Origin of the sequence: Helicobacter sp. MIT 00-7814 (assembly GCF_003364115.1) — a bacterium.
Classification (GTDB): domain Bacteria; phylum Campylobacterota; class Campylobacteria; order Campylobacterales; family Helicobacteraceae; genus Helicobacter_F.
In genome coordinates, this window is the sequence record NZ_NXLL01000010.1 from 55751 (window position 1) to 68429 (window position 12679).

Genomic DNA, 12679 nt, shown 5'->3' on the forward strand with positions numbered 1-12679 from the left:
CTAAATTTGAAAGATTCTAAAGCTTTGAAAACTAACTAAAGGGAACATATGCAAGATTTACCAAAAGAATACAAAGGAAGTAGTATCAAAGTCCTCAAGGGACTTGAAGCTGTGCGCAAACGCCCGGGAATGTATATCGGTGATACAAATATAGGCGGGTTGCACCATATGATTTATGAAGTGGTGGATAACTCCATCGATGAAGCGATGGCAGGCTACTGCACACATATCAAAGTGACTTTGACAGAATCTGGAAGTGCGATTATTGAAGATAATGGACGCGGAATCCCCGTAGATATGCACCCAACGGAAAATATGCCCGCCGCGACGGTTGTTTTAACCGTTTTGCACGCAGGGGGGAAATTTGATCAAGATTCTTACAAAGTCTCTGGTGGTTTGCATGGTGTGGGCGTGTCGGTGGTGAATGCGCTTTCAAGTAAGCTCATTATGACAATCAAAAAAGATGGCAATATTTACCGCCAAGAGTTTGCAAAAGGGATCCCACAAACAGAGCTAGAGATCATCGGACAGACAAATGAGCGCGGGACAACGATAGAATTTTTCCCAGATTCTGAAATTATGGAAGTGCTGGAGTTTAATAAAGAGACGCTTTCGCGCCGTTTCAAAGAAATCGCTTACTTAAATAAAAATGTCACAATCAGCTTTTATGATGAACGCAGCGCATTTGAGGAAGTTTATCATTTTGAAGGTGGATTGTTGCAATTTGTCCAAGATCTCAATCACAAGCCTTTTGTTTCGCAAATCATCACTTTTGAGACTTTGGAGCAAGAAGTCGAGGTCGAAATCGCGCTAGCTTACAATGATGGTTATGATGAAAAGGTGCTAAGCTTTGTAAATAACATCCGCACGCCAGAGGGTGGCACGCATGAGGCGGGATTCCGTGCGGGGCTAAGCAGGGCGATTATGGCGTATATTGATGCAAATGCAAACGCGCGCGAGAAAGATTCTAAAGTCACAGGCGATGATGTGCGCGAAGGTTTGGTGGCGATTATTTCTACAAAAGTCATTGAGCCACAATTTGAAGGGCAAACAAAAGGAAAGCTCGGAAGCTCCTTTGTCAAGCCAATTGTCCAAAAGCTCACTTATGAAAAAATCTCAAAATTTTTCGAAGAGAATCCAAATGATGCAAAAGCTATCATGCAAAAAGCCATAATGGCGGCACGCGGGCGCGAGGCAGCCAAAAAAGCGCGTGATTTAACGCGTAAAAAAGAGGGCTTTTCTGTTGGGACATTGCCGGGGAAATTAGCTGATTGTCAGAGTAAAGATCCAGCAGAATCTGAAATTTATTTGGTAGAAGGGGATTCTGCAGGGGGTAGTGCAAAGCAAGGGCGCGATAGAGGCTATCAAGCGATTTTGCCACTGAGAGGGAAGATTCTCAATGTGGAAAAATCGCGCCTTGATAAGATTTTAAAAAGTGATGAGATTAAAAATATGATTACAGCCTTTGGGTGCGGGATTGGTGAGGAATTTAACCTAGAAAAATTGCGTTATCATAAAATCATCATTATGACAGATGCTGATGTCGATGGAAGCCACATACAAACGCTTTTGATGACATTTTTCTACCGCTATTTGAAGCCTCTTATTGAAAATGGGCATATTTATATCGCTCAACCGCCACTCTATCGCTTTAAAAAGGGTAAAAAAGAAATTTATCTCAAAGATGAGAAGGCATTGAGTGAATATCTCATCGAAAATGGCATTAGCAATTTTAGCTTTGAAGGTGTAGGAAATGCCGAGCTTTTGGAGATTCTCAAATTTATCTCACATTATCGCTTTATCTTAAAAGAGCTTGAAAAGCGCCATTCTATGATAGAAGTTGCGAAATACCTTATTGAAAATCCGCATTTACAAACTGATGATTATCAAAAACTCTACAAAGATATAGAGGAGTTTTTACACACAAAGCAATATAATATTCTTAATAAAGTCATCACGCAAGATTTTCTCAAACTCTATGTACAAACGCGCACAGGCTTGGTAGAATTGGAAGTGAATGAAAATTTGTGGCATGATAGTTTGTATAAGGAAGCGCGCTTTATTTATGAAAAAATCAAGCAAAGGGATTTAGAATTTTTGAAAAATAGAGATATGATCGCCTTACTTGAAGAAATAGAATCTAGCGCGAAAAAAGATGCGTATATCCAGCGCTATAAAGGTTTGGGTGAGATGAATCCCGAGCAACTATGGGAAACAACAATGACGCCAGCTAACCGCACACTTTTGCGCGTGAGCTTAGAAGATGATATAAGCGCAGATGAGGTTTTCACACTTTTCATGGGAGATGAGGTAGAGCCAAGAAGGGCGTATATCCAAAACCACGCAAAAGATGTCAAGCACCTTGATGTGTAGGATTGCATGAAAACTATCACCATCATTGATACTTTTGGCTTTTTTTTTCGCTCATTTTTTGCCCTGCCTCCGCTAAAAAATAAAAAAGGCTTCCCCACAGGCTTACTTTTGGGATTTTGTAATTTGCTTAATTCCCTCTATAAAGCTGGGCAGTGCGATTATATTATTTTCGCACTTGAAGGACAGGGGACAAATCGTCGTAAGATTCTCGATCCGCGCTATAAGCAAAACCGCCAGCCAGCCCCACCAGATTTGCTCTTGCAGCTGCCAATTGCCATTGAGTGGATTAAGCAAATGGGCTTTTTAAACATTAGCATTGAAGGCTATGAAGCTGATGATATCATCGCAAGTGTGGCGCAAAAAGCACATGCAAAAGATTTAGATGTATGCATCATTAGCCATGATAAGGATCTTTATCAGCTTATAGATTCCCACACCTACATTTATGATCCGATCAAAAAAATAGAGATTAGAGAAAATGAATGCGAGGAAAAGTTTGGCGTGTTGCCCAGTGAGTTTATCGACTATCAAAGTTTGGTGGGCGATAGTAGCGATAATGTCGTGGGCGTAAAGGGTGTAGGTTCAAAAAGTGCGTGCAAGCTTATCAAACATTTTGGCAATATTGAATCTATGTATGCGCGCAGTGATGAGATTGAAAAGGTGCTAACACCACGCTTAGCGAAGGTTATTTTAGATTCTAAAGAAGATGCTTTTCTTTCAAAGCAGCTTGTCACACTTGTCAAAGATATTGATATTAATGTGGATTTTCGCGTGTGTGCGATGCCAAAGGAAAATCCGCTTTTAAGGATTGTTGATGAATTGCATGAATATGATTTTAATGGCATTTTGACAAAGATACAAGGTCCAAAGTTTCATTATTTTACGCCCAAAAAGTCCCTTGATAAGGCATTGAAAGAGGCTGAGGAATTGCGAAAAAACTTTGTGTATGAATGGGAAGTGGTGACTTCCAAAGAGCGGCTTTTTGCTTTGCTAGATTCTCTGCAAGAGGGGCAATTGCTAGGCTTTGATACAGAATCTGATGGGCTAGATACAAAGGAAGCGCATATCGTTGGCTTTAGCTTTTGTATGGATTCTCAAAAAGGCTATTATGTGCCAATCGGGCATACTTATTTAGGCGTTGGCGCGCAAATGCCGTGGGAAGTGGCAAAAGAGGCGATTAAAAAAATATTCACTCACACCATCATCGGGCATAATCTTAAATTTGACATTTCGCTTATTTGGCAGAATTTTGGGATTAAGCCAGAAGGTGAGATTATCGATACAATGGTGCTTGCATGGCTTTTTGATAGTGCAAAGCCAGTAGGACTTGATAAACAAATGTTGCAGTGGTTTGATTACAAAATGCTAAGTTTTGATGAGGTGGTGGATAAGAAGCAAACTTTTGCGGATATTGATTTAGAAATCGCGGGGAAATACGCTGCAGAAGATGCTGTGGCGACATTTTGCTTGTATGAACGATTAGAATCTGAATGCAAAAAAAGAGGAGTAGAAAGCATTTTAGAGCTTGCAAGGAAGCTAGAATTCCCATTTATACATGTTTTGGCGCAAATGGAGATGGAAGGCATTAAAATTGATACTTTGCTTTTTGAGGAACTCAATGTAAGCCTAACGAAGATTCTTACTAACCTTACTTACAAGATTTATGACTATGTGGGCGAGAATTTTAATATCAATTCCCCCCAACAGCTCTCAAACATTCTTTTCAACAAGCTTGGCTTGCAAAGTGGGCGCAGTGTGAAAGGAGGCTTAAGCACAGATGAGCAAACGCTTAATAATATCGTGGATTCTCACCCTGTGATTTCCTGCCTGCTTGAATATAGAGAGATGAATAAGCTCAAAAATACCTATGTAGAGCCGCTGCTAAAATATGCCAAACAAAATAGCGAGCATAAAATTTATACTTCGTTTTTGCAAACCGGCACAGTGACTGGAAGACTAAGCTCAAAAGCGCCAAATCTGCAAAATATCCCTGTGAGGAGCGAATATGGGCGCAAGGTGCGTGAAGGCTTCATCGCACAGGAGAATTGCAAGCTTATAAGCGTTGATTATTCTCAAATAGAATTGCGACTTTTGGCGCATTTTAGCGAGGATTCTCATCTTTTGGAGGCTTTTAGGGCGGATAAGGATATCCATTATGAAACCGCGCTTAGGCTCTTTGGAGAATCTCAAGCCCAGCAAAAGCGCTTCATCGCAAAAAGCATAAATTTCGGGCTTATCTATGGTATGGGTGCTAAGAAGCTTGCTCAAACGCTTAAGATTCAGTTTAAAGAAGCGCGCGCATATATTGATAGCTATTTTGAGCTTTTCCCAACGGTGAAAGATTATCTCTCAAAGCAAAAAGAACTTTTGTTAGAAAATGGCTACACGCAGACACTTCTAGGGCGCAGGCGGTATTTTGACTTTCAAAATGCGACGGAGTTTATGAAGGCAAATTACCTGCGCGAGGGGATAAATTGCATTTTTCAGGGAAGCGCGGCGGATTTGATTAAGCTTTGTATGTATGAAATTTACAAAAAATACCAGCATAGCGAGCTTAAAATGTTACTTCAAGTGCATGATGAGTTGATTTTTCAAGCACCAAAAGAAAAGGCGCAGGATTTTATCCCAGAGATAGAATCTTTGATGAACTCCATTTACACGCTCAAAGTCCCGCTAAAATGCTCTGTAAGCATAGGCGATAATTGGGCGGATTTAAAATGATTGTAAAGTATTAAAAAATAGGAGTTGCAATTTTTACAAAGAATCCCTAGAATTTAACCAATGCAATAGAATCTTACAACCTTAGCAACCAAAAAAGGTTGAGTATGAACGCGAAGCGGAGACGAAGCGGAATTTACTTCCGCGGAGACGATACAATTTAAGGAATGGATTCTCTAAAGTATTTACAAAATCCGCCGATTTTGAGGACTAAAAACTTTTTGAAAGGACACGACAATGGCAAAGCAAAATGACATTTTTACTGATGAAGAATTAGAAATTGATTTAAATGACGAAGGCAAAAGCGCTGATAAACAAAATAAAAAAACAAAAGAAGCTATGCAAAGCTTAGAATCCTTTTTCAAAGAAGAGGAGAGCAGCTATATTACTTATGAAAAAATCGCGCAGATTCTCACCAAAGCCCCAACAAGCGCGCAGGTAAAAAAAATCCGCGATATGGCAAAAAAGTATAAAAAAGAACTGCTTTCTTCCTCTGAAGCGGCAAAAAAGCTCAATATCGAGGATAAAATCAAATCCCAAGAAGAGCGCAAAAAGATTTTAGATGAGGAGTTGGAGGAAGAGTTTGACTTCACCAAAGAGCGCGAGTTATTAGAATGGAGCAGAAGCGATAGCCCGGTGAGAATGTATTTGCGCGAGATGGGGCAGATTCCACTTTTGACAAAGGAAGAGGAAATCGACTTGTCAAAAAAAATCGAGTTAGGGGAAAGCACGATTTTAGATGCGATTTGCTCTGTGCCATATTTGATTGATTTTATTTATGATTATAAAGATGCGCTGATTAATAGAGAACGCCGTGTCAAAGAGCTTTTCAAAAGTTTTGACGATGAAGAAGATGAAAGCGAAGAGGAAAGCGATGAGATAGAAGAGATTGAAAATGATGAGGAAAATACAGGAAAAAAAGTCATTAGTAAAAAGGATCAAAAGCGCATCGAAAAGGTGCTAGAAAACTTCAAAGCACTTGATAAGGCTAAAAAAGATTGGCTCAAAGTGCTAAATTCTGAAGAGGAAAACGCAAAGGCTGATGAAGATGAGCTTGTATATATCTTACTTTTGGCGCATAAAAAGCAGATTCTTAAAAGCAGATTGCTTGACTTAGGACCGACAAGTAAGCTCATAAATGAGCTTGTAAAAGCGATGGAAAACACGCTAAAAAGTGGCAATGGCTTTGAAAAAGAGCTTAAGCGCCTTGAATACAAACTGCCATTATTTAACGAAACGCTGATACAAAATCACCAAAAGATTCTCGCAAATATCACAAATATGAGTCGCGATGAAATCGCTGCAAGCGTGCCAGAAACGACAATGGTAAGCGTGTATGTGGAACTAAAGAAGCTTTTTCAAACAAAAGAAGCAAGTGAGGGGGGCTTTAACCTAGAGCCTGAAAAGTTAAAAGAGATTTTAGAGCAAATAAAGCGCGGAAAAAATATCTCTGACACAGCAAAAGCTAAAATGGCAAAGTCAAACTTGCGCCTTGTGGTGAGTATCGCAAAGCGCTATACAAATCGTGGGTTGCCGTTTTTGGACTTGATACAAGAGGGCAATATTGGGCTTATGAAAGCTGTAGATAAGTTTGAGTACAAAAAGGGCTTTAAATTTTCAACCTATGCTACTTGGTGGATTAGGCAGGCGATTTCACGCGCGATAGCCGATCAGGCACGCACAATACGCATTCCGATACATATGATTGAGACGATTAATAGAATCCACAAAATCATGCGTAAATACATACAAGAAAATGGCAAAGAACCAGATGTGGAGTTTATCGCAGAGGAAGTGGGCTTGCCAGTGGATAAGGTGAAAAATGTCATCAAAATCACCAAAGAGCCTATAAGCCTTGAAGCGCCTATTGGCAATGATGATGATGGGAAGTTTGGGGACTTTGTGGAGGATAAAAGCTCGGTGGGACCGATGGATTTTATATTAAAAGAGGATTTAAAAGTGCAAATTGATGAGGTGCTAGAGCAGCTCAATGACAGGGAAAAGGCGGTTATCCGCATGCGCTTTGGACTGCTTGATGATGAGAGTGATCGCACGCTAGAGGAGATTGGCAAAGAGCTTAATGTAACGCGTGAGCGCGTGCGCCAGATAGAATCTAGTGCGATTAAAAAGCTCAAACACCCAAAAGTCGGCAGAAAGCTTAAGAATTACATTGAGGAATAGAATCTTGTTGCGCTTATTTTCATTGAAATTTGAAAATTTGTGACTTGAGCACTTAATAAAGTTTAGTCTATTTGGCTAAATTTTATTTATTCATTTACTATTAGATATTGACTTATTTAATAAAAACCATTAAAATTCGCGCACTTAAGAAACTTAAGTGCTAATTTTTAGCAATCTACATAATTCTAAGGAGATAGTATGAAATTTCAACCACTTGGGAAAAGAGTTCTTATAGAACGACAAGAAGAGGACACAAAGACAAGTTCAGGCATTATTATCCCGGATAATGCAAAGGAAAAGCCACTTACAGGCATTATCAAAGCTATTGGTAAAAAGGCGCAAGAGGAGTTTTCAAACCTTAAAGAAAAGCAAATCGTTGTGTTTGAGAAATACAAAGGTAGCGAAATCAAGCTTGATGGGAAAGAATTCATCGTCCTAGAGGCAGAGGATATCTTAGGAATCCTAGAAAAATAAATATTCATAACTTACATAAGGAGTAAATCATGGCAAACAAAGAAATTCACTTTTCAGATTCAGCAAGAAACAAACTTTATGAGGGTATTAAGCAGCTTAATGACGCTGTTAAGGTGACAATGGGACCACGCGGGCGCAATGTGCTTATCCAAAAAAGCTATGGCGCACCAGCGATTACAAAAGATGGTGTGAGCGTGGCAAAGGAAGTTGAGCTAGCCGATCCTATCGCAAACATGGGCGCACAGCTTGTGAAAGAAGTAGCGAGCAAGACAGCCGACGCAGCAGGCGATGGCACGACTACAGCCACCGTTTTGGCGCATAGCATTTTCAAAGAAGGTTTGCGCAATATTACAGCAGGCGCAAATCCTGTTGAGGTAAAACGCGGTATGGACAAAGCAGCAGAGGCAATCACAGAGGAGCTTAAAAAAGGTAGCAAAAAAGTGAGTGGCTCTGAAATCGCGCAAGTTGCGACAATCTCTGCAAACTCTGATGAAGCAGTGGGCAAGCTCATCGCTGAAGCAATGGAAAAAGTAGGCAAAGATGGTGTTATCACCGTTGAAGAGGCAAAGGGTATTAACGATGAGCTTAGCGTGGTTGAGGGTATGCAGTTTGACCGCGGGTATCTTTCAGCGTATTTTGTGACAAATACCGAAAAAATGACAGCACAGCTTGAAAATGCCTATGTGCTTTTGACAGACAAGAAAATTTCAAGCATGAAAGAGATTCTTCCTTTATTAGAAGCGACAATGCAAAGCGGCAAGCCACTTCTTATCATCGCTGAAGATATCGAGGGTGAGGCGCTTACAACGCTTGTAGTGAATAAACTCCGTGGTGTGCTTAATGTCTCTGCGGTGAAAGCACCGGGCTTTGGCGATAGAAGAAAAGCAATGCTCCAAGATATCGCAATCCTTACAGGCGGGCAAGTTATCAGCGAAGAGTTAGGCAAAACGCTAGAAGCTGCGAGCTTGCAAGATCTAGGACAGGCAGCGCGCATCGTAATTGATAAGGATAACACAACAATCGTTGATGGCAAGGGCAAAGCGCAAGCAGTGAAAGATAGAATCGCGCAAATCAAAACAGAAATCGCCAACACCACAAGTGACTATGACAAAGAAAAACTCCAAGAGCGCCTAGCAAAGCTTAGCGGTGGCGTGGCTGTTATCAAAGTAGGCGCGGCGACAGAAGTAGAGATGAAAGAGAAAAAAGATCGCGTTGATGATGCGCTTTCTGCGACTAAAGCAGCAGTTGATGAAGGTATCGTAATCGGCGGTGGTGCGGCACTTATCCACGCAGCGCAAAAAGTCAAGCTTAAACTAGAAGGTGATGAAGCAGTGGGCTATGACATTATCAAGCGCGCTATTAAAGCACCTTTGGCGCAAATCGCAACAAACGCAGGCTTTGATTCTGGTGTGGTGGTGAATGAAGTAGAAAAAAGCAAGGATACAATCGGCTTTAACGCAAGCAAGGGCGAGTATGTGGATATGTTTAAAGCAGGCATTATTGATCCGCTTAAAGTCACACGCATTGCGTTGCAAAATGCTGTATCAGTTTCAAGCCTCCTTCTCACTACAGAAGCGACAATTAACGAAATCAAAGAGGACAAGCCAGCTCCAGCAATGCCAGACATGGGCGGAATGGGTGGCATGGGCGGTATGATGTAATTTTACATTGCACCTTTAAATTTTATTAAATCTTTTTAAGAAGCGCCTTGAATGAAAATTCTTTGCGCTTCTTAAATCTCATTCCTTAAACTCTTTAAGTAAATTTTTACTCTTTAAAATCCTTAGGTGTATAGATTCTCGCTTTTCAAATACAAATTCCTTTAGCATATTATTGGATTTTAAGATATAATCCAGCCTTCGCAAATCCGCGGAAATATCAATAAAAGGACAAACTATGTTGGTGAGATTTTTTCTTGTTATGGCATTTTTAGGCGCGTTTGGTTATGCTGAAAATATCGAGGAATACTGCAATAAACATATTCAAGATGAGGATATTTGTTTAGTTGCGAGGAATGAGGCAAATGCGCAGACAAGCGATAATCCCTATACCGCGCAAACGCTTAGGCAGACTACGCTAACGATGGTGCAAGGCATGGCGGGCTTTGATGAGTTAGAAAGCAAGATGCTTTCACTTGAAAAAAAGCTTAGCAAGCACAAAAATTTGAAGCTCAACAACTTTAAATACTGCGAAAATGTGGAGCCTTATTTTTATGTAGTTCTATCCCAGCTTGGCGCTACTACAGATACACAAGAGCAAAGGGTGGCAAAAGTTTGTGGAAAGCCAAAAAATACAAAGGGTAAAAAGTAGAATTTATAGAAGTAGAATTTTTTGGATTTTAAAAATTTAAGAATCCAAAAAGTCGCGATCGCCCAAAATCCCCCTAATCCCCTCAAAGACAAGCTCAATTTGCCCTTTTTCTATCACAAAAGGGGGCATGAAGTAGATTGTATTGCCTAGCGGACGCAGGAGCAAGCCTTTTTGCAAGGCTTTGTTATAGACTTCTATGCCTTTACGCGGATTTTTGGAATCTATCTCAAACGCGCACACCATGCCTCTTTGGCGCAAGTTTTTGACATATGAAAATTCACGCAGATTCTGCGCTTTTTCCCAAATGTGGCGACTTAGGATTTTATTATTTTCTAGCACGTTTTGCGTGTCAAAAATATCAAGCACAGCATTCGCACACGCACACGCCAGCGCATTTCCAGTGTAGGAGTGCGAGTGCAAAAACGCCTTATTTTCGCTATAAGGCGCATAAAAAAGCTTGTAAATCTCATCACTTGTCACCACCACCGAAAGTGGCAAATACCCCCCGCTAATGCCCTTGCTAAGTGCTAGGAAGTCGGGCACCACCCCGCAAGCTTGAAGCGCAAAGAGCGTGCCTGTCCTACCAAAGCCCACCGCGATTTCATCAAAAATCACCCTCACGCCGTATTTTTTACACAGCGCACATGCCCGCGCCACAAAGCTTGGCGCATGGATTTGCATACCGCCCGCGCATTGCAAAAGTGGCTCGATGATAAAGGCGACAATATGCGGATTTTGCGCGAGAGTGGATTCTAAAAACGCAAGAGAATCTTCATAGCTTACGGCATTTTGCGCGCTATCTTGCGCGGTGTTTTGTGCTTTATCTTGCGCGTCAGAATCCCTAGAATCCAGCAAATCCCCAGAATCCGCGCATCCCACCCCATCATCTTGGTAACCTGTGAGCGTGCGTGGCATTGGGATAGCGATATTTTTTAGCAAAAGTGGCTTATAAGTCTGCTTGTATAGCCCCACATCTCCCACGCTTAGCGCACCCAAAGTCTCGCCGTGATAGGCATTTTGCAGTGAGATAAAGGCGGGCGTTTCCTGTGCAGATTCCAAACTTTCTGCAAATTGTGGATTTTCAAGCACCCTTGCATGATATGCCATTTTGAGCGCGACTTCAATCGCACTTGAGCCATTATCCGCGTAAAAGCACTTTTCCAGCCCTTTTGGCAGTTTCTTGCACAGCCTTTGAGAAAGGCGTATGATTGGCTCATGGCTGAAGCCCGCGAAAATGCAATGCTCCAAATCCCCCGCCTGCTCGCTTAGTTTTTGGCTTATATAGTCGTTGCAATGCCCAAAAAGATTCACCCACCAGCTTGAAACACAATCGATATAACTTTTCCCATCAAAATCATACAAATACACGCCCTTTGCGCGCTTAATTGGGATAAGTGGGAAGGTGCTTTCATGGTCGTGCATTTGCGTGCATGGGTGCCAAATATGCGCCAAATCACGCGCGCGCAAGGCAGAATTTTGAGAATTAGCATTCACCGCAGAATCTCTAAAATTTTCCATCGCAGATTCTCTATTTTTTAAAATTCCTAAAATCCAAATGAGCGCTTTTCACGCGCGCACCGCAAGTTTGGTAATCGCCTCGCTATTGAGATCGTCCATATGCGAGCGCATAACCCGCTGATACATATCCACAAGGCGATTTGTCTCAATGAGCGAAGTCATCTCGCGCACCGCATTGACATTACTTTTCTCCACAAAGCCCTGCATTACGCTATTTCCTATATCTTTGCGCTCATTTAGGCGCTCATCTGGGTATTCATAGAGATTTTTACCGACTTTTTTCAAATAGCGCGGATTTTCAAAGCTCACCACCGCAAGCGCCCCTATAGGCGCGATTTCACCGATTGTATCGTTATTAATGTTGCGCAGATAGAGATTTCCGCTTTTATCCGCTTCGAGATTCTGCCCTTGCGCGAGCATTATCCCACCTTGAGAATCTATCCCATTGCGACTTAGCACAGGGAAGCCCTCCTTGCTCACAAGCGCGCCATTGCTATCAATGCTAAAGCTCCCATCGCGCGTATAGCGCACGCCCTCCGGTGTCAAAATCGCAAAAAACGCATTAGAATCTTGCAAAGCGAAATCAAGCGCATTGTCCGTCTGCGCCATAGTCCCAGAGCTTCTATCGGTGTATTCCTCGCTGATAATTGGCACGCGATCAAGCGAGCGGTTAAGGAACTTCGCCGCCTCGCGCGTTTGCCCCTCAATGGGCAGTTGGTGCTTATGCGTCTGATACAAGCGCAGGTAATCGCCGATCACCACATCATCGCGCTTAAAGCCGTTTGTGTTGAGGTTGGCAAGATTGTTTGAGATGATATCTAAGCGGCTAAATTGCGTTACCATACCGCCGGTGGTGTTGTAGTATCCGCTTTGCATTCCGCGCTCCTTTTGGCTTTGTTTATGTTTGGTAATGCAAAAAATATTCCTAGAATTTTGTGATGCAAAATTCAAATAAAATGGAATTAAGGAATTCAAGTTACGCGCAAGCGTAACCCTTAAAAAGCGTTGTCGGGGGTTTGGGGGTGCAGGGGGATAAGGGGAGCGACTTCGCAATTCAAGCCCCCTTGTCCCCCTGCAAAAAAGAAAGCATAAAGAATCTAAGTGG

Annotated in this window: 7 protein-coding genes and 1 pseudogene; 6 read left to right on the forward strand and 2 right to left on the reverse strand. The window is 41.8% G+C overall.

The window, feature by feature from the left end; genetic code table 11:
• The first annotated feature begins 48 nt into the window (after positions 1-48).
• The 6 genes and pseudogenes from gyrB (at position 49) to CQA49_RS04545 (ending at position 10056) form a co-directional block, all read left to right on the forward strand.
• Entirely contained in the window at positions 49-2373 is a 2325-nt protein-coding gene (gyrB, locus tag CQA49_RS04520; RefSeq protein ID WP_115574782.1) for a DNA topoisomerase (ATP-hydrolyzing) subunit B, read from the forward strand.
• A 6-nt stretch (positions 2374-2379) separates the two neighbouring features.
• On the forward strand, positions 2380-5094 hold the full coding sequence (gene polA / locus CQA49_RS04525; protein WP_115574783.1) for a DNA polymerase I: 2715 nt from the start codon (positions 2380-2382) through the stop codon (positions 5092-5094).
• Between the two features lie 234 nt (positions 5095-5328).
• Complete coding sequence (gene rpoD, locus CQA49_RS04530; RefSeq protein WP_115574784.1) at positions 5329-7272, forward strand: RNA polymerase sigma factor RpoD; 1944 nt, start codon at positions 5329-5331, stop codon at positions 7270-7272.
• Between the two features lie 198 nt (positions 7273-7470).
• A pseudogene (gene groES, locus CQA49_RS04535) lies at positions 7471-7737 on the forward strand (co-chaperone GroES); the annotation flags it as partial.
• A gap of 38 nt (positions 7738-7775) precedes the next feature.
• Positions 7776-9407, forward strand: a complete 1632-nt coding sequence (gene groL / locus CQA49_RS04540; RefSeq protein ID WP_115574786.1) for a chaperonin GroEL — start codon at positions 7776-7778, stop codon at positions 9405-9407.
• Between the two features lie 235 nt (positions 9408-9642).
• Complete coding sequence (locus CQA49_RS04545) at positions 9643-10056, forward strand: hypothetical protein (protein WP_115574787.1); 414 nt, start codon at positions 9643-9645, stop codon at positions 10054-10056.
• A 36-nt stretch (positions 10057-10092) separates the two neighbouring features.
• Here the strand turns inward: CQA49_RS04545 and bioA are convergent, their stop codons facing one another.
• Positions 10093-11574: an adenosylmethionine--8-amino-7-oxononanoate transaminase gene (gene bioA, locus CQA49_RS04550; RefSeq protein ID WP_115574788.1), complete on the reverse strand. Its 1482-nt coding sequence runs from the start codon at positions 11572-11574 to the stop codon at positions 10093-10095.
• A 48-nt stretch (positions 11575-11622) separates the two neighbouring features.
• On the reverse strand, positions 11623-12450 hold the full coding sequence (locus CQA49_RS04555; protein ID WP_115574789.1) for a flagellar hook-basal body protein: 828 nt from the start codon (positions 12448-12450) through the stop codon (positions 11623-11625).
• Between the last annotated feature and the right edge of the window lie 229 nt (positions 12451-12679).

Excerpts from the sequence above, each read along its gene's own strand:
- rpoD (WP_115574784.1), top strand. The coding sequence starts at position 5,329 with ATGGCAAAGCAAAATGACATTTTTACTGATGAAGAATTAGAAATTGAT.
- gyrB (WP_115574782.1), top strand. The coding sequence starts at position 49 with ATGCAAGATTTACCAAAAGAATACAAAGGAAGTAGTATCAAAGTCCTC.
- groL (WP_115574786.1), top strand. The coding sequence starts at position 7,776 with ATGGCAAACAAAGAAATTCACTTTTCAGATTCAGCAAGAAACAAACTT.
- CQA49_RS04545 (WP_115574787.1), top strand. The coding sequence starts at position 9,643 with ATGTTGGTGAGATTTTTTCTTGTTATGGCATTTTTAGGCGCGTTTGGT.
- CQA49_RS04555 (WP_115574789.1), bottom strand. The coding sequence starts at position 12,450 with ATGCAAAGCGGATACTACAACACCACCGGCGGTATGGTAACGCAATTT.
- bioA (WP_115574788.1), bottom strand. The coding sequence starts at position 11,574 with ATGGAAAATTTTAGAGATTCTGCGGTGAATGCTAATTCTCAAAATTCT.
- polA (WP_115574783.1), top strand. The coding sequence starts at position 2,380 with ATGAAAACTATCACCATCATTGATACTTTTGGCTTTTTTTTTCGCTCA.